General features: G+C 70.7%; 23 protein-coding genes. 18 read left to right on the forward strand and 5 right to left on the reverse strand.

All coding sequences use genetic code 11. The annotated features are described in order from the left end of the window. Positions 1–5 precede the first annotated feature (5 nt). Positions 6–185 carry a DUF4926 domain-containing protein gene (locus ACQP03_RS19580; RefSeq protein ID WP_433461191.1) on the forward strand — a complete coding sequence of 60 codons (180 nt, stop codon included), beginning with the start codon at positions 6–8 and terminating at the stop codon, positions 183–185. Positions 186–404: 219 nt separating this feature from the next. Continuing rightward, on the forward strand, positions 405–662 hold the full coding sequence (locus ACQP03_RS19585; protein ID WP_357133142.1) for a hypothetical protein: 258 nt from the start codon (positions 405–407) through the stop codon (positions 660–662). 45 nt (positions 663–707) lie between these two features. Here the strand turns inward: ACQP03_RS19585 and ACQP03_RS19590 are convergent, their stop codons facing one another. Together ACQP03_RS19590 and ACQP03_RS19595 are read right to left on the reverse strand one after the other, a co-directional pair. After that, a complete protein-coding gene (locus tag ACQP03_RS19590; RefSeq protein ID WP_363660715.1) occupies positions 708–959 on the reverse strand; it encodes a hypothetical protein in 252 nt (83 codons plus the stop codon). Further along, a complete protein-coding gene (locus ACQP03_RS19595; protein WP_433457847.1) occupies positions 956–1,258 on the reverse strand; it encodes a DivIVA domain-containing protein in 303 nt (100 codons plus the stop codon). Before ACQP03_RS19595 ends, ACQP03_RS19590 begins: the two co-directional genes overlap by 4 nt. A 232-nt stretch (positions 1,259–1,490) precedes the next feature. Here ACQP03_RS19595 and ACQP03_RS19600 point away from each other — a divergent pair, with 232 nt between their 5' ends. The 13 genes from ACQP03_RS19600 (at position 1,491) to ACQP03_RS19660 (ending at position 13,009) form a co-directional block, all read left to right on the forward strand. After that, on the forward strand, positions 1,491–2,378 hold the full coding sequence (locus ACQP03_RS19600) for a helix-turn-helix domain-containing protein (protein WP_433457849.1): 888 nt from the start codon (positions 1,491–1,493) through the stop codon (positions 2,376–2,378). Next, complete coding sequence (locus ACQP03_RS19605; protein WP_357133134.1) at positions 2,371–2,574, forward strand: DUF397 domain-containing protein; 204 nt, start codon at positions 2,371–2,373, stop codon at positions 2,572–2,574. The genes ACQP03_RS19600 and ACQP03_RS19605 overlap by 8 nt, the downstream gene beginning before the upstream one ends. A gap of 267 nt (positions 2,575–2,841) precedes the next feature. Beyond that, the gene (locus ACQP03_RS19610) at positions 2,842–3,345 is read left to right on the forward strand and encodes a hypothetical protein (protein ID WP_357392681.1); all 504 of its coding nucleotides are present in this window, start codon (positions 2,842–2,844) and stop codon (positions 3,343–3,345) included. 67 nt (positions 3,346–3,412) lie between these two features. Then, a complete protein-coding gene (locus tag ACQP03_RS19615; RefSeq protein WP_357169337.1) occupies positions 3,413–3,748 on the forward strand; it encodes a nucleotide pyrophosphohydrolase in 336 nt (111 codons plus the stop codon). Between the two features lie 140 nt (positions 3,749–3,888). Continuing rightward, entirely contained in the window at positions 3,889–5,796 is a 1,908-nt protein-coding gene (locus ACQP03_RS19620; RefSeq protein ID WP_433457852.1) for a DNA/RNA helicase domain-containing protein, read from the forward strand. Between the two features lie 227 nt (positions 5,797–6,023). Beyond that, positions 6,024–6,500 (forward strand): hypothetical protein, encoded by a 477-nt coding sequence (locus ACQP03_RS19625; RefSeq protein WP_357133072.1) that lies wholly within the window; start codon positions 6,024–6,026, stop codon positions 6,498–6,500. A 28-nt stretch (positions 6,501–6,528) separates the two neighbouring features. Next, on the forward strand, positions 6,529–8,328 hold the full coding sequence (locus ACQP03_RS19630) for a glycoside hydrolase family 15 protein (protein WP_433457854.1): 1,800 nt from the start codon (positions 6,529–6,531) through the stop codon (positions 8,326–8,328). Positions 8,329–8,374: 46 nt separating this feature from the next. Next, positions 8,375–9,043: a response regulator transcription factor gene (locus tag ACQP03_RS19635; RefSeq protein WP_357133068.1), complete on the forward strand. Its 669-nt coding sequence runs from the start codon at positions 8,375–8,377 to the stop codon at positions 9,041–9,043. A gap of 43 nt (positions 9,044–9,086) precedes the next feature. Continuing rightward, the gene (locus ACQP03_RS19640) at positions 9,087–9,572 is read left to right on the forward strand and encodes a hypothetical protein (protein WP_433457857.1); all 486 of its coding nucleotides are present in this window, start codon (positions 9,087–9,089) and stop codon (positions 9,570–9,572) included. Continuing rightward, positions 9,515–10,237 carry a sensor histidine kinase gene (locus ACQP03_RS19645; protein ID WP_433457859.1) on the forward strand — a complete coding sequence of 241 codons (723 nt, stop codon included), beginning with the start codon at positions 9,515–9,517 and terminating at the stop codon, positions 10,235–10,237. Before ACQP03_RS19640 ends, ACQP03_RS19645 begins: the two co-directional genes overlap by 58 nt. A gap of 92 nt (positions 10,238–10,329) precedes the next feature. Beyond that, positions 10,330–10,824 carry a DUF2231 domain-containing protein gene (locus tag ACQP03_RS19650; protein ID WP_357133064.1) on the forward strand — a complete coding sequence of 165 codons (495 nt, stop codon included), beginning with the start codon at positions 10,330–10,332 and terminating at the stop codon, positions 10,822–10,824. 66 nt (positions 10,825–10,890) lie between these two features. Beyond that, positions 10,891–11,727, forward strand: coding sequence for an aldo/keto reductase (locus tag ACQP03_RS19655; RefSeq protein ID WP_433457861.1), 837 nt, complete (start codon positions 10,891–10,893; stop codon positions 11,725–11,727). A 46-nt stretch (positions 11,728–11,773) separates the two neighbouring features. Beyond that, positions 11,774–13,009 (forward strand): hypothetical protein, encoded by a 1,236-nt coding sequence (locus tag ACQP03_RS19660; RefSeq protein ID WP_357169325.1) that lies wholly within the window; start codon positions 11,774–11,776, stop codon positions 13,007–13,009. 307 nt (positions 13,010–13,316) lie between these two features. On the opposite strand, the gene ACQP03_RS19665 is transcribed toward ACQP03_RS19660, so the two are convergent. Continuing rightward, complete coding sequence (locus ACQP03_RS19665) at positions 13,317–15,386, reverse strand: phosphocholine-specific phospholipase C (protein WP_433457863.1); 2,070 nt, start codon at positions 15,384–15,386, stop codon at positions 13,317–13,319. Positions 15,387–15,503: 117 nt separating this feature from the next. On the opposite strand from ACQP03_RS19665, the gene ACQP03_RS19670 reads away from it, so the two are divergent. Together ACQP03_RS19670 and ACQP03_RS19675 are read left to right on the forward strand one after the other, a co-directional pair. After that, entirely contained in the window at positions 15,504–16,517 is a 1,014-nt protein-coding gene (locus ACQP03_RS19670) for an SEC-C domain-containing protein (RefSeq protein WP_357133056.1), read from the forward strand. A gap of 100 nt (positions 16,518–16,617) precedes the next feature. Further along, on the forward strand, positions 16,618–17,103 hold the full coding sequence (locus tag ACQP03_RS19675; RefSeq protein ID WP_357133054.1) for a DUF2231 domain-containing protein: 486 nt from the start codon (positions 16,618–16,620) through the stop codon (positions 17,101–17,103). Between the two features lie 49 nt (positions 17,104–17,152). Here ACQP03_RS19675 and ACQP03_RS19680 read toward each other — a convergent pair whose 3' ends face one another. Further along, positions 17,153–20,497, reverse strand: coding sequence for a S8 family peptidase (locus ACQP03_RS19680; protein ID WP_433457866.1), 3,345 nt, complete (start codon positions 20,495–20,497; stop codon positions 17,153–17,155). 322 nt (positions 20,498–20,819) lie between these two features. Here ACQP03_RS19680 and ACQP03_RS19685 point away from each other — a divergent pair, with 322 nt between their 5' ends. After that, positions 20,820–22,703, forward strand: a complete 1,884-nt coding sequence (locus ACQP03_RS19685; protein WP_357133050.1) for a Xaa-Pro dipeptidyl-peptidase — start codon at positions 20,820–20,822, stop codon at positions 22,701–22,703. Positions 22,704–22,712: 9 nt separating this feature from the next. Here ACQP03_RS19685 and ACQP03_RS19690 read toward each other — a convergent pair whose 3' ends face one another. Beyond that, a complete protein-coding gene (locus ACQP03_RS19690) occupies positions 22,713–23,597 on the reverse strand; it encodes a helix-turn-helix domain-containing protein (protein ID WP_357392658.1) in 885 nt (294 codons plus the stop codon). Positions 23,598–23,616 lie beyond the last annotated feature (19 nt).

Here is a 23,616-nt window from a genome sequence, read left to right on the forward strand (position 1 = left end):
TAGACATGGTTGAGCTCCGAGAGGCCATTCCGGGGGAAGGATTGCCTGCCGGGACAGTCGGGACCGTCGTTCATATTTTCAGTGGTCCCCCGGCTGCCTACGAAGTCGAGTTCACCGATGCCGATGGCCGTACCGTCGCCATGGTCACGCTCCGGGCTGACCAGCTGGTTCGCCGAGGCGAGTAGCCGTCCGGGCGGACCGTCCCGGTGCAGATTGTTGCTCATCGCGGGGGCACCCCCCCTGGCCGCCGCCCGGTCCGGATTCGAGCGCACTGCTGCGCCACCCGTTCGGCCCGTACTACGGAGGCCGCCCCAACGGATAGCCTTACACTCACCAACTTCGATGTCCCGGTCTCGACTCAGCGCGGAGCACGTGCACTGTGGACGGTGACGGAAGGAGACTCCATGCGCGGACGCAGATGGGCGACGCTGGCGGTGGCGGCGACGCTCGCAATCGGTGGACTTGTCGGAACCGGCGCCGCCGCGGCGGCAGCCGACCCGCAGGGCGGCACACTCCGCGGCGTCTACTCCGATGGCCAGTTCTGCAACAGCTACGGCAGCGAGGGTGCCCGCACCGGCCAGTGGAGCTGGTACTACTGCGAGTACCGCCAGTACGGTCCCAACGCACCCGGGTTCTACTTCCTCTGGACCTTCACGTACTGAGCGTTGGTTCCGCCGCCGGCCCCGCTCGGCCGGCGGCGGCTCCCCTCATCTGCGTAGGCGGCGGGAGCATTCGCCGTCGTGGCCGTCGCGCAGGAGGCAGCGCCGGCCGCCGGGCAGCCGCAGGTCGCAGAAGACCCGGTGGCGCAGGAACTGCTGGTCCTCCTCGGAGACGGTGGTCTCCCCCGGGTCCGTCATCGGCAGCACCAGCATCCATCGACCGATGACCCGGGCCAGGCGTTGCGCGGCGGGCAGGTCGGTGGCGACGACGGGCAGGTGGATGACGTACCGCTGGCTCATTGGACCTCGTCCCGTTCGTTGCGGGCGCGGGCCTGATCAGTCTGCCAGCGACGCAGCCCGGCCTTGATCCGGACGGTCTCGCGGCGACTTTCGGCGAGAGCGGCGTAGACGGCGGCCATGTCGGCGGCGACCCGGTCAAGGAAGGCGTACACGTCGTCGGGGTTCAGACCGCGACGTCCGAGCCCGGCCGGCGTGAAGCGGCGCTCACGCACCTGCCACGGCAAGAGACCGGTGTACGCGCCGGAGCGGTAGGTCGCACCACCGCGCGGCGGGTCCGGTCGCTGGTTTCTGGCGTTCATGTCTGCCTGCCTTCCTGACGCGGAGGGGCGAGGGGTGCTCGGGAATGCACGGCGGCCGTTCGGGGGGACCGGCCGGCCGCCGTGCTGTGGTCAGCCTGCGACAGTCCGCATCGGAAATGCAACGTTCAATACCGCGATTTCCCCGTCGTGCATTGACTTTCTTTGCTGAAACCCGTAGGAGTTGCAGGAGCAGGTAACGCAGTGTTGCGTGTTGGAACCAGGGAGTGTGCGGATGCCCGACGACATCGGATCGACCGTCCCGCGCCGGCAACTCGGTCGGCTGCTGCGCCAGTTCCGCAACGAGGCCGGCGTGACACTCGACGCCGCCGCCGAAGCGCTCGAATACAGCCGGCAAAAGATCTGGCGTCTCGAATGCGGCCAGGGCTCGGTGCGGGTGCTCGACGTCAAGGCGATGTGCGAGCTGTACGGGGTGTCGTCCGAGATGACCGAGGCGATGCGCGGACTGGCCGCCGAGACGAAGTCGAAGGGCTGGTGGCACGCGTACGGCGATGCGGTGCCGAACTGGTTCGAGCTGTACGTCGGCCTGGAATCCGCCGCCGCCCACCTTCGCCGTTACGACGAATCGCTCATCCCTGGGATCCTTCAGACCAAGGAGTACGCCCGCTCGCTCTACCGCCTCGGCGGGATGCTGAACGAGGAGGAGCGCGAGCGGGCGGTACAGGTCCGACTTCAACGGCAGGCATTGCTCATTCGACGCTTGCCGGCTGCTCCCAGGCTTGAGTCCGTGCTGTCTGAGGCGGTACTCCGTCGCAGCGTTGGTGGCTCGCCGGTCATGATCGAGCAGCTCGCTCACCTCACCAAACTGTCCGAGCTAGCAAACGTCAGCGTCAGGGTGCTGCCGCTGGCCGCAGGCCCGCAGCCGGGCGCGGTTGCGGGGTCCTTCGTAATTCTGGACTTCCCGGCGACCAAAGGCGGTCGTGCCGCCCCGGAACCGTCGGTGGTCTACAGCGAGTCGTTGACCGGGGCGCTGTACCTCGACAAGCCCGACGAGTTGGCCGCCTACCAGCGCGTCTGGCGAGGGCTGGATGCGCTGGCCCTCAGCGAGGCAGAATCGACTGACATGATCAAGCAGATTTCCGGGGAGATGCGGCATGACTGACCTGACCGGCGCCGCTTGGCGCAAGAGCACCCGCAGCGGCGACAACGGCGGCGACTGCGTCGAGGTCGCCACCAACATCCCCGACATCGTCGCCGTCCGCGACTCCAAGGATCCGGCCGGACCAGCTCTCACCTTCCACCCAACCGCTTGGTCCGCCTTCGTCGGCAGCACCCATGAGAACGCGCTGATCCACTGAACTCAGATGCAGACGCGCCGGCGCTAATGACCGTCGCGGCGCAGAGCCACTGATTGTCGCCACCGGGACCGGTCCCATGCCATTTGCCTCTGCGGGAATTGCGGATCGAGGATCGCGATTAGTCACGGCTGTCCAAAAAGTCGGCGAATACTTGTCGAACATGCGACCTCGGGAATTCGGGCCGGATAGACGACAGCGTGCTTCTTCGCCCACCGGGCTAGCCTCCTCTCGTCCGTCCAATAAGGCAGCGAGCCGGAGGTGCATGTCATGTTCATCGTGGCGACCCAGGACCCGAATACCCGCCGTCAATCGGAAGGGGCCGAATCGGGCGCCGCCGCATGGGGTGCACTTCTGCCCATCGACGCCGGACTCACGCAGGCCGAGGCGGATCGGCAGTTGGCCACCTACCTGGCTGGGGTGCAGGCAGGGGAGCCGCTGTGCATCCGCGCCCACGGCAACGACGAGGAGATCGGTGACGCCGAGGCAGGTGCCAAGGACTGGGGGTGGACCTACAAGAAGCTGGCCCGGATGCTGGCAACCCACCTGACCGCCACCCCGAGCGTGGTCCTGATCCGGTCGTGCGCCGAGAAGGTGACCAACTTTCCCACTCGGATGGCGGTCCGCCTGGAGTCGGACTGGCCGGGCGCGAACCACCTCGACGGAGTGGCCATCTACGGCTACAACCTGTCTGTCAACATCAGCACGCCTGTCCCCTCGCCTGAGCAGCTGACCAAGAACGTCCAGGTCCAACCGGTCGTCGTCTCGTTGTGACCGGCGAGCATCGCGCCATTGGTGTCGGCATCGCATACCAACCGGGACTTCTGCGATGCTGCCCACCATGAAGGACCTGACGAGTCATGTACGGGCGTTCGCCGAGGAGCGCGACTGGCAGCAGTTTCACACGCCGAAGAACCTAGCTATGGCGCTCGCCGGTGAGGTCGGCGAATTGATCGCTGAATTCCAGTGGCTCACACCTGAACAGGCCGCAGCCGTCATGACCGACCAGGAGGCGGGAGCGCGGGTCAAAGCCGAGATCGGCGACGTCATGATCTATCTGACCCGGCTCGCCGACGTCCTCGGCATCGACTTGGTCGAGGCGGCTTCGAGCAAGCTCGAGGAAGTGGCTCGTCGCTACCCGATCGACCAGGCTCGCGGGTCGGCGGCGAAGCGGTAACCGCAGGCAGCACCACCATGGCGCTGAGTTGATCTCTTCGCTACAGTCCATCACGTAGGAGCGCGTCACGACGGGCTTCCGGCGGCTGCCGGACACGCCCCCCATGCGCACGATCACTTCGTGCTGCCCGGGGGCAAGTGTTGTCAGCGTTCCGTACGTCCGCCGATGGTCTGCTGCGGCTGGTCGCCAGCGGCACACTCGCGGACCGGATCGTCGAGCAGATCGGCCGCAACGTGAGCCCGGCGGAACGCCGTTCCTGGTCGCGGAGCCTTGAGGTGCTGGGTCAGGATCTGACCGACGCAGGGTTGGGCCAAGTCGAGATGCTTGTCGAGTACCAGCTACCGCTGACCAGCAAGCGGGTCGACGTGGTGCTCGCCGGTGTGGATCCGAGGACGTCCGACGACTCCTACGTGGTCGTTGAGCTGAAGCAGTGGTCCTACGCCGAGTCCTACGAGGGTTCCGACACCCTCGTGGCGATCGAACACGCGCATGGCCCGCGGCTGCATCCCGGAGTCCAGGTCGAGCAGTACTGCGAATACCTCACGGATTTCCTCGGCGTCCTCGCCGGGCGTCCCCACCCGGTGCATGGGGTCGCGTACCTACACAATGCGGTCGACCGCGACATCAGTGACCTGTTCGACCGCCCGGTGACCGAGCAGAGCCGCATCTTCACGAAGCAGCGGCGTGGCCAGTTCCTCGACTACCTGCGCAGCCGCCTGGCTCCGGCATCAGGCGCAGGCGCCGCCGACCGTTTCTTGACCAGCGCGGTACGACCCAGCCGCCATCTCCTCAGGTATGCCGCGCAGGAGCTGAAGGACCGATCACACTTCACCCTGCTGGATGAGCAGCGTGTGGCGTACGAGTTGGTCTTACACGCCGTTGAGCGGGCACGATCGGCGGACCGCAAGTCGGTAGTGGTCGTCGCCGGTGGACCGGGCAGCGGCAAGAGCGTGATCGCGCTGTCGGTGCTCGGTGAGTTGGCGCGCCAGAACCGCTCCGTCATGCACGCGACGGGCTCGCGGTCGTTCACCCAGACCTTGCGCCGGTACGCCGGCAAGGGGTCGACCCGGCTGAAAAACCTTTTCGGCTACTTCAACAGCTTCATGTCCGCCGAACGCAACGGGCTGGACGTGCTGATCTGCGACGAGGCGCACCGCATCCGCGAGACCTCTGTCAACAGGTTCACGCCGAAGGCCAAGCGGGAGAAGTCTCGTCCACAGATCGACGAACTGATCGCCGCCGCCCGGGTGCCGGTGTTCCTGCTCGACGAGCACCAGGTCGTGAAGCCGGGTGAGCTCGGCAATGTCGAGGTCATCTCGTCCCACGCGAGGCAGCTCGACCTGGAGATCGAGGTCGTGTCGCTGCACAGCCAGTTCCGCTGCGGGGGCAGCGAGACGTACGAGCAATGGGTTGTCGACCTGCTCGGCCTCGGCGGCGATGAGCCGTCGGTCTGGACCGGCGACGGCAGGGTCGACCTGCGTCTCGCCGAGTCGCCGGAGGAGATGGAAGCCTTCCTCGCCCGCAAACAGGCGTCCGGGGTCACTGCCAGGATGTCCGCCGGGTACTGCTGGCCGTGGAGCGATCCGCGTCCGGACGACAGCCTGGTGTCCGACGTCCAGATCGGCGCGTGGTCGCGGCCGTGGAACGTCAAGAGCGACCGCAGCGTCGGAGACGCGCCGGGCAGCGCGTTCTGGGCCACGGACCCGAACGGGTTCGGCCAGGTGGGTTGCGTCTACACGGCGCAGGGCTTCGAGTACGACTGGTCCGGTGTCATCATCGGGCCGGACCTGGTAGCCAGGGACGGTCAGCTGGTGACCCGACGCGAGGAGTCGAAGGATCCAGCGTTTCGCAGTCGCAAGTCGGTCAGTGACACCGAAGCGGACCTGCTGATTCGCAACACCTACAAAGTCCTCCTCACCCGTGGGATGAAGGGCACGATCGTCTACTCGACCGATCACGAGACGCGGGAGTACCTCGCCTCGATGGTCAAGGTGGTCCGGCCGGTCGAGACGGTCTACGAGACGGCGGTCGGAGACGACCTCGGCTGACCACGGGTGGACTCGCGGCAGCCCGGACACGCACGAAAAGGATTCGCCGCTCGGCGGTCGAACTCGTCAGGAGACGTCTGGGCGAGCAGGCCAGCGCGACAGCTCCAGTGGCTTATGGTGATAAACCGGACGCCTGGTGGGTGAGCGTCCGGTCGCAGCTCGCGCGCCGTTTCAGCCGAAGGGTGGACCGATGACTGAGCACGCCCGCGACGTCGACGACTGCTGAGATGGACTGGGCCGGATGGGCGTTGTTCGGGTTGGTCGCCACCGCGGCGCTCACCGCGGCGATGATCACCGCTCAACTGGCCGGCCTCACCCGGCTCGATCTTCCTCTGGTGCTCGGGACCTTCGTCACCGCCGATCCCGACCGGGCCCGGGTCGTCGGGTTCTTCCTGCACCTGTGCGCCGGTCAGGGGTTCGCCCTCGGGTACGCGGGCACGTTCGCGCTGTTGTACCGCGCCACCTGGTGGATCGGAGCGCTGCTCGGGATCGTGCACGTCAGCATCGCCCTGACGGTGCTGCTGCCGCTGCTTCCTGGTGTCCACCCCCGCATGGCGTCGCAGCGGGCGGGACCGGCCAGCACGGCGGTGTTGGAGCCACCCGGGCTGTTCGCCCTCAACTACGGCGTCCAGACTCCCCTGGTCACGGCCGTCGTCCACGTCGTCTACGGGGTCGCTCTCGGGGTACTCCTGCAGGCCCGGTGACCCGGCGCTCGTCGCGGGAGCGATCGCCGTGACCGGTGAGCGACCGATCAGCGACTACGGGCTGCTCGGCGACACGCGTACCGCCGCCCTGGTCGCCAGTGACGGCGCGATGGACTGGCTCTGCGTGCCGCGCTTCGACGGTGAGCCCCTGTTCGGCAGGCTGATCGGAGGTCCGGACGCCGGAACGTTCCGGGTCGGCCCGGCGCGGTCGGCCACGGTCCTCGAACGGCGGTACCGGCCGCACACCGCCACCCTGGAGACCACCTGGGCGGTGGGCGGCGGCCGGCTCTGCCTCACCGAGGCGATGGTGGCCGAGGTCAGCGGTCGCCTGCTGCCCACGACGCTGGTCGTGCGCCGGCTGTCGGCCGAGGGGGCGGCGGTCGACGCGGTGGTGGAGTTCGATCCCCGCCTGGGCGTCCGGCACCGCCGGCCCCGCGTCCAGCACCGGCGTCAGACCCTGGTGTGTGAGTGGGGTGCGCTGGCGGTCGCGCTGGACAGCACGCCCTCGTTCCGGATCGAACCGGGCCGACCCACTCCCCTCACGGTCCGGCCGGGTCGTCCGGTCACCCTCGTGCTGGCCGTGGCCCACCGTGAGCCGATCGTCCACGTCGAGCCGACGGCCGCCTGGGACCTGCTCGTCGCCGACGAGGCCCGCTGGCGCGCCTGGACCGCGGAGATCGACGAGCGGGTGCCCTTCCGGGAGCACGTCGTACGAAGTCTGCTCACGATGCGGCTGCTCACCTACTCGCCCTCGGGCGCGCCGGTGGCCGCGCCCACCACGTCCCTGCCCGAGGATCCGGGTGGGGTACGCAACTGGGACTACCGCTACGTCTGGCCCCGGGACGCCAGCATCGGTGTCAGCGCCTTCCTCAGCGTCGGCAAGGCCGACGAGGCACAGGGCTTCCTCGCCTGGCTGTTGCACGCCAGCCGGCTGCAACGACCACGCCTGCCGGCGCTGCTCACCCTGCACGGCCGGCGCGTACCGGCGGAACGGGAACTCGGTTGGCCCGGCTACCTCGACAGCCGGCCGGTGCGCGTGGGCAATGCCGCCGCCGGCCAGCACCAGCTCGACGGCTACGGCTGGGTGATCGACGCCGCCTGGGCGTTCGCTCAGGCCGGACACCGCCTCCATGCCGAGACGTGGCGGGCGGTGCGCGGTTTCGCCGACGTGGTCTCCCGATGTTGGCCGGAGCCCGATGCCGGTATCTGGGAGGTACGCGAGCCCGCCCAACACGTCCATTCCAAGCTCATGGGCTGGCTCGCCCTGGACCGTGCCCTGGCCATCGCCGACACGCATCCCCTGCCGGACGGTCAACGTCGACGCTGGCAGCGATCCCGGGACGCCATCGCCGCCGAGGTCCGGACGCGTGGCTTCGACCCGGCGACGGGCAGCTACGTTCGCACGTACGGCTCCCGGGACCTCGACGCGGCTCTGCTCGTCCTGCCGCTGCTCGGTATCGACCGGACCGGCTCACCGCGGATACGCGGCACCATCGACGCCATCGGGGACCGGCTGTCGGCCGGCGGTCCACTGCTCTACCGCTACCCGCCTGGGCGGGACGGCCTCCCCGGCACCGAGGGCGCGTTCCTGCCCTGCTCGTTCTGGCTCGTGCAGGCCCTGGCCCGCACCGGGCGTCGGCGCGAGGCCGTCGAGCTGTTCGAGGCCATGGTCGACCACGCGAGTCCCCTCGGCCTGTACGCCGAAGAGGTGGACCCGGCGACGGGCGCCCACCTCGGCAACTACCCCCAGACGCTGACCCACGCCGCGCTCGTCCAGGCCGCGCTCGCCATCCGCGACGCCCCCGTTGGTGATCCCGGCCCGGTCTGAGGGGAGTTGCACGGCCAGCGCCCCCGCACCCCGTGATACTGGGCCGGTGGAGAGTGCCCGCCCCCGCCTGCTGCTGGTCGAGGACGACCGTGCGCTGACCGCGCTGCTCACCGACCTACTCACCGACGAGGGGTACGAGGTCGACCTGGCCGCTGACGGGCAGAGCGGCCTGCACCAGGCGTTGGCCCGCGACTACCAGCTCATGGTCATCGACCGGGGGTTGCCGGTGCTGGATGGCCTCGGCCTGGTCACGGCGCTGCGCGGACGCGGTGTGACCGCCCCGGTGCTGATGCTCACCGCCCGCGGCGCCCTCGACGACCGGGTGGAAGGGCTCGACGCGGGCGCGGAGGACTACCTGGTCAAGCCGTTTGAGGTACCGGAGCTGCTGGCCCGGCTGCGCGCGCTGCGCCGCCGCCATCAGGACGTGGCGAGCCGACTGCCACTGGGTCCACGGCGCTGGTTGGACGTGGGTAACCGGCGGGTGTTCGACGACGGTCAGGAGATCCCGTTGTCCGCCCGCGAGTTCGCCGTGCTGCGGGCGCTCGCCGGCCGGCCCCTGAAGGTCTTCACCCGGGCGGAGCTGCTCAGCACCGCGTTCACCCATGCCGACGCCCCCGGCAGCGTCGACGCCTGCGTCCATCACCTGCGCCGCAAGCTCGGTCGGGGCGCGATCCGTACGGTCCACGGGCTCGGCTACCGCATGGGTACGGGCTGACAGCGTGAACGAGGCCCGGCTGACTCGTGCGCGTCGACGCAGCGTGGCCCAGACCGCGGGGGCGATCGGCGTCGTGCTGCTGCTGGTCGGCGCGTTGATGTTCGTCCTCACCAGCCGCCAGGAGTCCCGGGCGCTGAATTCCGAGCTGGGTCAGGTACTCGCCATGGCCGAGGACGTGGACGACCCACCGCCCGGCCAGGTCCTCGCCCAACGGACAGCCGGGACCGACGCGGTCGAGGTGACCCCGAGCGCGTCGCCGGAACTGGTGCGCGTTCTCGACGACGCGCTGCGGCGGCAACCGGGGCGGTTCGACACCGACGCGGGCGACGACCACCCGGTCCGTGTGCTGGTCGCTCATCGGCCCGACGGCAGCCGCTGGGCGGTCGCCGCCGACCTCGCGCCCCTGCGCGAGCGGCAGGGCAGCTCGGCGTCGCGCTGCTCGTCGCCGAACTGGCCGGTCTGGCCGGAGCGTTGGCGGCCGCCGCTCTGCTCGCCCGCCGAGCCGTCGCTCCCCTGGCCACCGCGCTGACCCTGCAACGCCGCTTCGTCGCCGACGCCTCGCACGAGCTGCGCACCCCGCTCACCGTGCTGCACACCCGGGCGCAGATGATCGCCCGTCGCGCCCGGGCCCAACCGGTGGAGCAGCTCACCGACCAACTCGACCAGCTTGTCGCGGACACCCGGGCGCTCGGTGAGGTCGTCGACGATCTGCTGGTGTCGGCTGCGGCCGAGCAGAAGCCGCCCCCGGACACCGTCGTCGACCTGGCCGAGGTGGCTCGTGAGGTGGTGGCGAGCATGTCGGCGTACGCGCGGGAACGGGACGTCGAGCTGCGCGTCGAGGTCGAGGCGACGGCGCCGGTGCGGGGCGCTCACGTGGCCCTGCGGCGGGCGCTGACCGCTCTGGTGGACAACGCTCTGGGCCACGTGAGCGCGGGCGGGCACGTGCGGGTGCGGGTGCGTCACCGACCGGGGTGCGTCGCCGCCGAGGTCGTCGATGACGGGGTCGGCCTGGACCCGGCGGAGGCGGATCGACTCTTCGAACGCTTCGCGCATGGCACCGCCGGGACGGGTCGTCGGTTCGGGTTGGGCCTCGCGCTGGCGCAGCAGGTGGCGCAGGCGCACCGGGGCTCGCTCGAGGTGACCGGCGCCCACGGCCGGGGCGCCACGTTCACGCTGCTGCTACCCCTGGCCTGACCTGTCGGGTGCGAATTCGGCCCCGCAAGGACTTCGCAAGAATTCGGCTATAACGTCCCGCGCAGTGACATCCCGAGCGCCGAGGAGATCCTGTGCCTGACACCGTCAATGGCCTGCCGCTGCACCCCCTGGTGGTGCACGTCGTGGTGGTCCTGCTGCCGCTGGCCGCGATCGGCGTCGCCGCGCTGGCCGTCAAACCGTCGTGGCGCGGCCGGTACGGCACGCTCGTCGTCGTGATCGCCGCGCTGGCCACACTCGCTGTGCCGCTCGCCTCCTCCAGCGGTGAGGACCTTGAGCACCGGGTCGGTGACCCGGGGGTGCACGCCCAGCTCGGAGACACGTTGATCTGGTTCGCGATACCGCTGCTCGTCGCCGCCGTGGCGCTGGTCTGGCTGCACCGCCGCACGTCGCGGCCGGCGGAGAACCGGACCGGCACCGCGGGGAAGGTCACCGTGGTCGTCGCCGCGCTGGCCGTGGTCGTGGCCGCCGCGAACCTGGTGCAGGTCTACCGGGTGGGCGACTCCGGGGCGAAGGCGGTCTGGGGCAACACCCCGGCCGCGTCCGCCGGGCACGGCGACGACGACTGAGATTAGCCGGTGCCTGGGCTGCCCAGCCGACGGTGACGCGCCAGTCGTGCGAGTAGGGTCCCGATCATGACGATTCCGCACCTGAGCGCTGCCGACGGCACGACCCTGCCGGCGATCGGGCTCGGCACGTACCAGTTGAACGGCTCGGCGGGCGTCGACGCGATCGGGCACGCGATCCGGGCGGGCTACCGGCTACTCGACTCGGCGGTCAACTACGAGAACGAGGGCGCGGTCGGTCGGGCCGCGCGGGACGCGGGCGACGTCCGCGACGAACTGATCGTCACCTCGAAGCTGCCGGGGCGGCACCACGGCCACGACGCGGCGCTGGCCGCGATCGAGGAGAGCGTGTTCCGCACCGGCCTCGACCGGATCGACCTGTACCTGATCCACTGGCCGAACCCGAAGGCCGACAGGTACGTGCAGGCGTGGCGGGCGCTGATCGAGGCGCGTGAGCGGGGTCTGGTGCGGCACATCGGGCTCGCCAACTTCCTGCCGGAGCACATCGACCGACTGGTGGCCGAGACCGGCGTCGCGCCGGTGGTCAACCAGATCGAGGTGCACCCGTACTTCCCGCAGCAGGAAGCGCTGGACTACCACCGGGAGCAGGGCATCCTGGTGCAGGGGTGGAGCCCGCTGGGCCACGGCAACGACCTGCGACAGCACCCGGTCATCGCCGAGATCGCGGCCGCGCACGGCGTCAGCACCGCGCAGACGATCCTGGCCTGGCACGTGGCCCGCCAGGTGATTCCGCTGCCCAAGGCCGCGTCGCCGCAGCGGCAGATCGAGAACCTGGACGTCTTCGACGTCACGCTCACCACCGACCAGGTCGAGGCCATCACCGCGCTGGGCCGCCCCGACGGGCGGCTGTCAGATCAGGACCCCGCGGTGTACGAGGAGTTCTGACCGACCCGCCACGCCGAACTGTCATCGCGCCGGGAGAGCATGTGTCGTGCTCGACGGACTTGACGACATCGACTGGGCGCGGCTGGGCCACGCCTACGGGGCGGCCGACGACGTGCCCGGCCAGCTGCGCGCCCTGCTCTCCCCCGATGCGACCACCCGGGACGAGGCCCTGGGTGAGCTCTACGGCAACGTGTTCCACCAGGGCAACCGGTTCGAGGCGAGCGCCTACGCGGTGCCGTTCCTGCTGGAGATGCTCAGCGATCCGGCCACCCCGGACCCGGCGTCGGTACTCGGGCTGTTGAGCGCCCTCGCCGTCGGGTACGACGAGGGTGTCCTACCCGACGGCTTCCCGGTGGCCGAGTACCGCCGGGCCGCCGAGGGCGGGCGCGCGCTGCTCGCGGCCAAGCCGCCGCCGTGGACCGGCAGCGACGAGACCCAGAAGGAGTACGTCGAGTACCTCTACCTCGAGTCACTGTCGACGACGGATCAGGGCCGACTGTGGGCGTACGTCGCGCTGGCGGCCTACGACGCGGTGCGCGTCGGGGTCCCCGTGTTCCGCGACCTGCTGGGTCACTCCGATCCGGATGTGCGCCTGGTCGCGGCGTACCTTCTCGCCTGGTTTCCCGAGGAGGCCGACGGCAGCATGTCCGCGCTGGCCCGCGCCCTCGACGCCGCCTCGGGCGTCGCGGCGACGCCCGGCGAGGTGGCCACCATGCTGGTGTCCTCGGGGCTGCTCGGTACCGTGCCGGACGCCCGGCGGCTGACCGATGCGCGCCCGCTGGTCCGCTGGGCCGCCGCGATCGGTCGGACCCGGGTCCTCGGCGCGGCGGCCGACCCGGTGACCGTCGCGGAGCTGGTGGGCTGGGCGTCGGCGGCTTCCGGCGAGGCTCCGGCCGCGCCAGCAGAGGGTGAGTGGGTGCCGTTCCTCGGTGGCGATCTCGGCGGTTACGCGGCGCTCGCCCTGCGCCAGCTCGGTCCGCGGCACGCCGACCACGCGTTCGACGCGCTGCTCGAACGGTTGCCGACCGTCAGCGGCGAACGGTCGTTGACGGCGTTGGGCGCGGCGCTCCCGCTCGCGTTCCCAAACGGCCCGGCGACGGCAGGAACGGCGGCGGACGCCCTCACACCCCGCCAACGTCGGCTCGCGGAGACGCTGAGCCGGTCGGCCGAGCCATGGCTGATCGACGGTCAGAATTTCGGCAACGTCACCGAGCTGGTCTGCGGCTACGGCCTCCCGGGAACGCGGGAGGAGATGCGCGCCTACCTCGCCCGCACTCCGTAGCGGGGCGTCGAGGTCACCCGATTGATCGCTACCGTGGGTGACCTCGGTGGGGGCAGGCACCCGGCCGAGCGTGATGACTGTGTGGCATCAAGATGCCGCTGAGGCATCACGCTCGCCGGGGCACCCGGGCCCCACCGCGGGCCGGGCCCCACCGCGGGCCGGGCCCCACCGCGGGCATCCGGCCCCCACCGCCGGGCACAAGCCGCCCACCGCGCCGACGCTGTCGGCCACCGCGCCCAGGTCGCCCACCGCCGGCTGCGGCGCGCGCCACCCGGGCCGAGAACGGCCCGGGTAACGCCGACACCAGCTAGACGAGCCCGCCCAGGGCCGGGTCGCTGATGCTGTCCTTGCCGTTCTCGATGTGGCCCGCGCAGCGGTACGTGAAGTCGGGGTCACCCGCGACGGCGACCGTCAGGTCGTACCAGCCGTGCGTGCGGGCCAGCTGCCAGGTGGCGCGCTCGGTGTGACCGGGGCGCAGCGACAGCGTGACCGCCCGCGAGTGGTACCCGTCCCGAACGGTCACCTCGACCCGCTTCGGCCCACGGTTGGTGAGCGTGAGCTCGATCTTGTCGCCCCGCTCGTCGAAGGCGGGCGTGATGTCGAGATCCGAGCGACCGGCGGCGAACCGACGGAAGAAGCCGTTCGGTCCGTGCACCGACAGGTCGTACCCGGAGGAGACCTGCCAGGTGTCGGCCAGGCGCTTGCCCGGCTCGACCGTGTAGCTGCGCGGCACGGCCGTGCTGCCGGCCTGACGGACCTGGAAGACCGCTCCCGCGCCGCCGGTGTTGCGGAACTCGATCCGGAACTCGCCGTCGCCCCGCCGTCCGTCGGCGTGCAGGGCGTACGGGATCGCCCGCGCCGGGCGCACGCCGCGCTCCTGCTTGGGTAGCCGCCCCTCGGCCGGCGGCACCGGCACTTCGTCGGGGTGCCGGACCAGGTCGGCGGGCTTGAAGTCATCGGTGTCCGGCAGCTTCACGTCGCGCGAGCGGTTCGGGTGCCGGAAGTCGAAGGCCGTGGTCAGGTCACCGACGACGGCACGCCGCCACGGGGTGATGTTCTTCTCGACCAGGTCCGGCCGGCCGTGCCCGAACCGCGTCTCCAGGAACTTGATCAGCGAGGTGTGGTCGAAGACCTGCGAGTTGACATAGCCGCCCCGGGTCCACGGCGACACGATGATCATGGGTACGCGGATGCCGAGGCCGTAGGGGCCCGCCGGGTGGTCGGCGTCGCCGGGGAAGATCTCGTTGGTGGTCGGCACGGTCGACTGCCCGTGCTCGCGCGTCTGCGGAGGTGTCGGCGGGACCACGTGGTCGAAGAAGCCGCCCTCCTCGTCGTACGTGATGAAGAGCGCCATCTTGCTCCACACCTCGGGGTGCGAGGCGAGGATGTCGATGACCTGCGAGACGTACCAGGAGCCGTAGGCCGGTTCCCAGTTCGGGTGCTCGGTGTACGCCTCGGGCGCGGTGATCCAGGAGACCTGCGGCAGGCGTCCCGCCTCGACGTCGGCCCGGAAGTCGGCCAGCAGCGCCTCGGGGTCGCGGCCCTGGGTACGGATCTCGGTGCCGGTCTTCGCGCGGTCCGCCAGCGGCGTGCCGGGCTGCGCGTTCTGGTACTGGTGGAAGTAGAGCAGCGAGTTGTCGCCGTAGTTGCCGATGTACGGGTCGTTCGTCCACCCCCAGGAGCCGGCGGCGTTGAGCCCGGTGCCGACGTCCTGGTAGATCTTCCAGGAGATGCCGTTGCGCTCCAGCCGCTCCGGGTACGTCGACCAGTCGTAGCCGGCCTCGGCGTTGGTGATGACCGGGCCGCCGCCCTTGCCGTCGTTGCCGACCCAGCCACTCCACATGTGGTAGCGGTTCGGGTCGGTCGGCCCGATCAGCGAGCAGTGGTAGCTGTCGCAGACGGTGAACGCGTCCGCGAGCGCGTAGTGGTAGGGCAGGTCCTGCCGGGTGTGGTACGTCATCGACGTGACGCCCTTGTTCGGCACCCACCCGTCGAACCGGCCGTCGTTCCAGGCGGCGTGCCCGTCGTTCCAGCCGTGCGGCGGGTCCGGCAGGAAGGTCTGGCCGAGGTCCTTCACCTCGGGGCGGAACGGCAGCAGCTCGTCGGCGCCGTCGGGCTGGTGCCACACGTCCTTGCCCGACGGCAGGGTCACCGGATGCGGGTCGCCGAAGCCACGCACACCGCGCATGGTGCCGAAGTAGTGGTCGAAGGACCGGTTCTCCTGCATCAGGATGATCACGTGCTCGACGTCCTCGATCGAGCCGGTCCGGTTCTTCGCCGGGATGGCGAGCGCCTTGCTGAGGTCCAGCGGGAGCGCCGCGCCGATCGCGGGAACTCCCATCGCCTTGAGGAACGTACGCCGATCCACCGTGCCCATAACTCCGCCTTTGTGTGCTCTGGTCGAGAAACTGGCGACCGGACGGTATCGGGGGCGGGTTGACGGCAGATGACCATAATTGGACCGGACGGGAGCCCTCCGACGTACCGTGAGATCGTGCCGACGAGAGACGTACTCACCAAGGCTGACCTCGCCGAACTGCGCCGCTCGGCGCTCGGTGCGGCCGACCCGCTCGGTGTCGCGGCCGACCTCGCCGAGGCAGTCGAGCAGGGCCGGTTGGAGGATCCGGACGATGCCGGGGACGCCCTGACGCTCGCCGCCGAGATCGCCCGGATCCGGGCCCGGACCGACGCGGCCCTGCGGTACGCGGATCAGGCGCTGGCGGCGTACCCCTCGGTCGACGACCCCCGGGCGGGCGTGGCCCGCGCGCTGCGGGCCCGGGTGATGTTCCAGGCCGGCGGCCGGGACGACGAGGCGATGGCCGAGCTGACCGCGCTGCGTCCGTTGCTGCTCACGCAGCCCGACGTGCCGGCCTACCTGAGCGCGGCGCTGGACGCGGCCGGTCGGTCGTCGACCGCCGAGACGTGGCTGAGCGAGGCGGTCGGCACACTGCTCGCCGAGCGCGACACCACGGCGGACCCGGAGGTCGGTCCGCCGGACGCCCCCGGTGTGCTGTTCCTGCTGCTGCAACAGCGCCACCGGGTACGCCGCAACCTCAACCTGACGCACGACCGGCAGGACGATCTGGCCGACCGGCTGGAGAACCAGCTCGTCCGCCAGGTCTCGGAACGCCAGGGCGGCGCGTCGGATCTGCTGCTCTGGCCCCGCGACGAGTTCGACGAGCTGCTCGCCGCCCACCCCGAGCTGACCGACGTGTACGGGCCGGACTGGGACGCGCACCGGGCCCGACTGGAGAAGGAGTTGGTACGGCTGACCGGCGCCGGCCGGACCGGGCTGGGCGTGTACCGGGCGACGGTGGCCGGCCTGGACGCGTTCGCCCGTGGACGCGACGGCGACCCGACCGACGCGGCGATCCGGGCCGGCTACGCGGCCGAGGTGTCGGCGCGGCCCGCCGCCCGCGTGCCCTGGCCACCCGAGCGCAACGACGCCTGCTGGTGCGGATCGGGCCTGAAGTACAAGAAGGACTGCCTGCCGCGCTCACGGAGCTGAGTGGTGGCTCCGCGTACGCGACTCTGGGCACGCCCGATCGGTACCGATAGCCTCCATGCCGCGGATCATCGAGATCCGCCATGGCCGGAGGAGTCGCCGAATGTTCGAAGAGTTCCAGGGCATCCCCGCCCACCCGCTCGTGCTGCACGCCGCGGTCGTGTTCGTGCCGCTGCTGGCGCTCCTCGCGATCGGCTACGCGCTCGTCGCGCCGATCCGGCCGCACACGCGCTGGGTGCTGGCGCTGCTCGCGGTGGGCGCGCCCATCTGCGCGCTGCTGGCGAAGCTCACCGGGGACGCCTTCTTCGAGCGGTTGCGCTCGGCGAACCGGGTGACGCCGGAGTTCGTCCCGAAGCTGGAGGCGCACCAGGATTTCGGGGACATGACCCTGTACGCGACGATCGCGCTGGGAATCGTGGCGCTGGCCCTGGTCCGCTTCGTCCCGCCGCGCGCCGTCGAGGGCGTACCCGCCAACCGGGCGGTGACCGTGGCGTTGCAGGTGCTGTCGGTGGTGGCCGCCGCCGTCGCCGTGTACTACGTGGTCCGTACCGGCGACTCCGGCGCGAAGGCGGTCTGGGAGGGTCAGTGACGGCGGTGGTGTCGGCCCGGCCGTAGCCGAGCCGACACCACGTCACCCGTCAGCCGGCGTGGTACGCCCGGATGACGGTCTGCTCGATGCCGCTACCGCCGTTGCCGGCGGCCTTCACCCGCAGCGAGACGGCCTGCCCGGAGGCGACCTTCGGCAGGTCGAACCGGTAGTTGTCACCGCTTCCGGTGACCCGGGCCGACTTCCAGGTGACGCCGTCGTCAGTCGACGTCCACACCTGCATCGACGTCACCTTCTGCGCCTTGACGCCGTACGCCTGCCGGACGGTCAGTTCCGCCGGACCGCCGACGGTGTGGTTGTCGTGGTCCATCGGCAGCGCGTAGTCGACCGCGAGCAGCGGCAACGGCACGCGGCCGGTCCCGACCGGCCCGGCGGACCGGAACGTCCAGGACGTGTTGACCTTGGTGGAGATCGGCAGGATGAGGCTGGTGTCGACGTCGAAGGTCAGCCGGTAGTCGGCCATCGACTGCGGCACCGTGAAGTCGGCGATCGGCCGGTCGCTCTGCTCGACCAGCTTGCCGTTGCGATACAGCGACAGCGTGCGCTTCACCCCGATCGCCTCACCCTGCAGGCAGTCGGCGCGCTGGTGCTGGTCGGTCAGCGTCACCATGTCCAGGTGCAGGTTGCCCTGGGTCCGCGACGGCGGGCTGGCGCAGCTCCAGCCGTCACCGGCCGGGTCGTCGTACCAGTCGGAGTGCAGCGGCTGCCGCGCCCAGACCTTGGACTGCTGGCTGCCCGGCCGGTACTGGCGCGGCGCCTCCATGGCCCCCAGTCCGCCGTAGACACCCTGGTCGGCCCAGACGATCTCCGGTGACAGGTACGACGTCCGGTTCGGCGGCATGACGCCCTCGAAGGTCTGGGTCACCGGCACCCCGTCGACAGTCTCACCGAAGCGGACGAACGTGGTGTACATCTCCGGTGAGTCGGTCTGGTGGAACCGCTCGTCGATGCGGGCCAGCCGGGCCTGCTCCGCCCTGGTCACCCGGAACGACGGGTCGGCGGGCACGCCGGCGGTGTACTCGTGCACGATGTTGTAGCGGTACGGCTTCGCGGTACCGGCCGGCGAGTCCATGTTGACCGCCGCCCAGGTGCGCCGCGATCCGATGGTGGGCTTCGGGACCGCCACGCTGCGGATCGCCGTCGCCACACCGAACCCGCTGATCTGGTGCCACCACGGCAGGCCGTTCACCGCGGTCTGGAAGGTGGTGAGGTCGGTCCGGGTGGTCCGGGTGGCCGCCCCGTCGACGGTCGCCGTGACCGGCCGGGCCTGCGCCGGGTCGAGGGTCACGCTCCGGTCGGCGCGCATGTCCAGGTCACCTGCGGCGGTGAGGGTGCTCTCCTGCACGTCGCTGTCGACGTAGTAGGCGATCGACGCGCCGAGCACCGAGTACCGTCCGGCCGGCACCCGCAGGGTGAACGTGTCCCCCGGAGTGCCACCGGCTCCGCCGTAGAACAGCAGCGGGTCGGTGAGGTTGGCGACCATGAGGTTGATCCAGGCGTCCGCGCCCTCGCGCAGGCCGGGCATCGGCTTGGTGTGGATCGTCAGGTCGTAGCTGGGCTGCTCGACGTAGAAGCTCACCGGAGTGGAGGCGACCACGTTGCGGCCGGTGCGGGCGGTGACGGTGGCCAGGTAGAGGCCCGGCCGGCTGGCCAGCGCCGCGCGGTTGATCCGCAGCGTCGCCGCCCCCGTCGCGCCCCGCTTGAGGGTCACCCGGCTCGTCGACAGCGACGCCGCGCCGCGCGGCACGCTCTGGCCGTCGTGGTTGACGATCGACACGTCGAGGTCGAGGACCGTCGTGGCCGGGGTGGACCCGCCGGTCCAGCTCAGCTTCGTCTCGCTGGTCCCGGCCTGCGGGTACGCGAACGTGCCGAGGTTGATCACCGGCTGGTCGCTGGTCGGGCCGCCGAGGGCACGGGCCGCGTTGAGGCGGCCGGCTCCGATGGCGTACGGGTCGATGCCGGTCAGCGGGTCGGACGCGCCGACCAGGGCGGCCTTGATCTTCTCGCCGGTCCAGTCGGGGTGCCGCTGGGCGAGCAGCGCGGCGGCGCCGGCGACGTGCGGCGTCGCCATCGAGGTGCCGCTGAGCGACTCGTAGTACCTGTCGATCGGGTCCTGCAGGTTGGTGCCGGCGGCACGGGCCGCGACGATGTCGACGCCCGGCGCGACCAGCTCCGGCTTGGCCGCGTGGTTGTTGATCAGCGGTCCCCGGCTGGAGAAGTCGGCGAGCTTGTCGTCGCGGTCGACGGCCCCGACGGTGAGCGCGGTGGCGGCCGACCCGGGCGAGGAGATCTGCGCGCCGCTGTTGCCGGCCGCGATGACGAACAGCGTGCCGGTCTGCCGGCTCAGGGCGTCGACGGCGAGCGAGAGCGGGTCGCTGCCGTCGTCGGCCTGGCTGCCGCCGAGGCTCATGTTGATGACGTCGGCCCGGGTGGCCGCCCACTCCATGCCGAGGATAATGCCGGAGTCCTCGCCGGAGCCGTGGTCGTCGAGCACCTTGCCGATCACGAGCTGGGCATCCGGCGCGACGCCACGACGCTGACCGTGCGAGGCTGCGCCGGTGCCGGCGATGGTCGAGGCGACGTGCGTACCGTGGCCGTTGTGGTCGACGGCGTCACCGCCCTCGGCGGTGAAGTCGGCCCGCTCGACGACCCGCCCGGCCAGGTCCGGGTGGCTGAAGTCGGCGCCGGTGTCGAGCACCGCGACCCGGGCGCCCTTGCCGGTGTAGCCGGCCTTCCAGGCGTCGGGCGCGTCGATCTGGGTCAGGTTGCGGTCCAGGCCGGCGGGCTTCGCGGCGGCGGGCAGGGCGGTGGCGCGGACCTTGCGGTCCAACCAGACCTTCTTCGCGCCGGCCAGCAGCGAGTTGGTGGCGAGCTTCGCGGTGGCCGGGCTCTTCTTGGGTACGTGGCCGGCCACGGCGCCGATGCTGGAGAGCGTCTGCACGTCGGCGAGCGCGGCCACCCGGGCGGAGGCGGTGGCGGGCTGCACGATGACCGGCAGCTGGGTGGTGCTCTCGTCGTCGTACCCGTCGGCGATCAGGGCGGTGACGTCGAACAGGTCGGGGTCGAGGACCGAGCCGATCTGGGACGCGACGCGGGCGGGGACGACGTGCAGATGCCCGTCGGGGCCGCAGCTCTGGTCGATCACCGCGTTCTCGTCGACCGGCCGGATCGTGACCTGCGGGCAGCCCGAGCCGGTGCTGAGGACGGTCACCACGTCGCCGGTCAGCAGGGTGACGGTGTGCGTCTTGCCGTCGGTCGAGGCGGCGGGTGCGCCGGACCGTTCGATGCCGCCGGCTGTGGCCGAGCCGCCCGGTAGGGCGGTCAGCGTCGTGGCTGTGACGGCGACCGCCATCAGCAACCGGGTTCTCCTGAGCATTTTGCTCCTCGTCTAATGTGGACGAAAGCGCCTCTTCGGACGACTTCCCGCAAGATCATAGGGCTGCGCGACGGATCTTCGGGAGGTCGCGAAGACGGTTTTTTCGTCCACCGAGACAACGTTGCCTGTCATGTGTCGACGGCCCACCTGGTTCGATGTCGATTCGGTTACCGCCGCCGACCCCGATCGGGAGAACGGCCGGAGTCGGCCACCCGAAGGGATCGACGCCGACGTCCACCCGCACCTAGCATGGCGACGAATGGATCTTCGCGACTGGCCCCTGCCGAGACCCGGCAACCAGCCCGACCGAAGGGAGACGCGCGTGCGTCGACCCCGTCATCTGGCACTTCTGAGCGTCGGCGTGTCCGGCGCACTGGTCCTGAGCGCGACACCGACACCCGCAGCCGCCCGCCCCACGGCGTCCGCGCCCACCGGCATCGTCGTGGCCGACGGCATGACCCAACCGGTGTTCTCGCTCGCCGACGCCATCGAGGAGCGGGTGTACGTCCAGACCCCGGTGGACACCGACCACGACGGTCGTCCCGACCGGGTGGCGATCGACATCTCCCGGCCGCGGGAGACCGCCACCGAGGGCTTCAAGGTGCCGGTCATCTTCGAGCACAGCCCCTACCGCAAGGGCACCTGGGGCGACGTGCCGTACCCGAGCGTGCTCGTCGACGACCTGCCGCAGAACGGCCTGACCGACCGCTCCGGCCGGCGTGCGCTCGACGCCGGCACGCAGCGCGCCCAGGCCAAGGCCAACCTGCCCGGCTCGCTGGACGACTACTACGTGCCGCGCGGGTACGCGGTGGTGCTCGGCCAGAGCGTCGGCACCGGTGACTCGGACGGCTGCCCGACCAGCGGTGACCAGGCCGAGACGCTCGGCACCAAGGCCGTCATCGACTGGCTCAACGGGCGGGCCAAGGGGTACGACGCCAACGGCGCCCCGGTCACCGCCGGCTGGACCACCGGCGCGGTCGGCATGACCGGCGTCTCCTACAACGGGACGTTGCCCAACCAGGTGGCCACCACCGGGGTCAAAGGCCTGAAGACCATCGTGCCGGTCTCGGCGATCAGCAGCTGGTACGACTACTACCGGGCCAACGGTCTGGTGGTCGCGCCCGGCACGTTCCAGGGCGAGGACCTCGACATCCTGGCCCAGTACACGGCCGGGCAGGCACGCGCCGAGGGGCAGTGCGCCGACGAGCTGGCGCAGATCACCGAGGAGCAGGACCGGGTCACCGGCGACTACTCGAAGTTCTGGCGCGACCGCGACTACCTCGACGCCCGCAACGTTCAGGCCAGCGTCTTCGTCGTGCACGGCCTCAACGACTGGAACGTCAAGACCGAGCACTTCGCCGGCTGGTGGGACGAGCTGGCCAAGCGCCACGTACCGCGCAAGATCTGGCTGCACCAGGGCGGGCACGGCGGGCCGGGCAGCAGCGCCTCGGTGACCCTGCCCAGCGGGCAGACCTGGACGTACAAGCAGACCGAGAACCGCTGGTTCGACTACTGGCTGTGGAACGTGCGCAACGGCATCATGGACGAACCGACGGCGGTGCTCCAGCGCGAGGACCGGGTTTACACCACGTACGCCAACTGGCCCGACCCGGCCGCACGCGAGGTCGGGCTGCGGTTCGCCGCCACCGACGCCACCGCCCCGGGCACGCTCACCACTGCCAAGCCGCCGAAGGCCCGCATCGAGCAGAGCTTCGTCGACGAGGGACGGACGATCCACCCGGACACCCTGGTCGCCGACCCGGACACGGCCAGCGCCAACCGACTCGCCTACCGCTCCCCCACGCTCGCGCAGAGCGTGCGCATCTCCGGCCGCCCCGAGATGCGGCTGCGGATGGCTATCGACAACAAGCCGGACGCCAACCTCACGGCCTACCTGGTCGACTACGGCCCGGCCGGGTCGACCGCCACGCCCGTCGTGGTGACGCGCGGCTGGATGGACCCGCAGAACCGCGTCAGCGCCGCGCGCACCGCGCCGGTCAAGCAGGGCAAGCTGTACGACTACCGGTGGACCATGGAGCCGAAGGACTACGTCTTCCCGGCGGGCCACCGGATCGGCGTGGTCGTCTTCTCCAGCGATCAGGAGTACACGCTGTTGCCGTTGGGCGGCACCGAGCTGCGGGTCGCCCCGAACGACAGCGAGCTGCGGCTGCCCGTGGTGGGCGGGCGGGGCGTACTCGGTTTCTGATCGACTCCGTCAACGGGTGGGGCGGTCCGACGACGCGTCGGGCCGCCCCACCCGTGTCTGGTCGTCGGCGCTCCCGGTGTGGGCGAGTGCGGCGAGGAGTCGCAGCTTCTCGTCGCTGTCGCTGTCCTTGTCGGGGTAGTAGACGACGAGGATGACGTCCTCGATGGGGAGCTTGTCCCGGTGCAGGCGTAGGTCACCGACGACGGGGTGGTGCACCGTCGTCGTGCCTCCGTCGAGATTGCGGACGTCGTGGCGGGCCCACAGGGTGCGGAACCGCTGACTGGACAGCGCGAGTTCGCCCACCAGCTCGACGAACCGGGGGTTGTCGATGTCGTCCCCGATGGTGGTGCGGAGGGTGGCGATGAAGTTGGCGGTGGCCTTCGTCCAGTCCTGGTGGAAGGCTCGTTCCTCGGGATCGAGCAGGAGCGACCGCAACCGGTTCTCACCGGGCCGCAGGCGCGGGGAGAACGCCACGGCCATCGGGTTGGAGGCCAGCACGTCGAAGGCGCGTCCTTCGACGAACGCGGGGACCTGAAGGTGGGCAAGCAGCTCGTACACGCGCGCCGGTACCTGCTCGGACCGCTTGCGGCGCGGCGCCCGGGGGCGCGCCGCCGCGAGGTCGAGCAGGTACATCCGCTCGATGTCATCGAGCTGCAGGACGCGCGCGAGCGATTCGAGAACCTGCGGTGAGGGGTTCCTGTCCCGCCCCCGTTCCAGCCGCAGGTAGTAGTCGGGGCTGATCCCGGCGAGCAGGGCGACTTCCTCTCGGCGTAGGCCGGGTACGCGGCGCCGGCCGCCGCTCGGCAGCCCTACCTGCGACGGTGAGACCAGTTCGCGGCGGGCCCGCAGGTAGCTGCCCAGCCGGTGGCCGCCGCCCGACTCCTCTTCCCTCATGGTCACCACGGTAGTGCGG

Origin of the sequence: Micromonospora sp. CA-248212 (assembly GCF_050948405.1) — a bacterium.
Lineage (GTDB): Bacteria > Actinomycetota > Actinomycetes > Mycobacteriales > Micromonosporaceae > Micromonospora.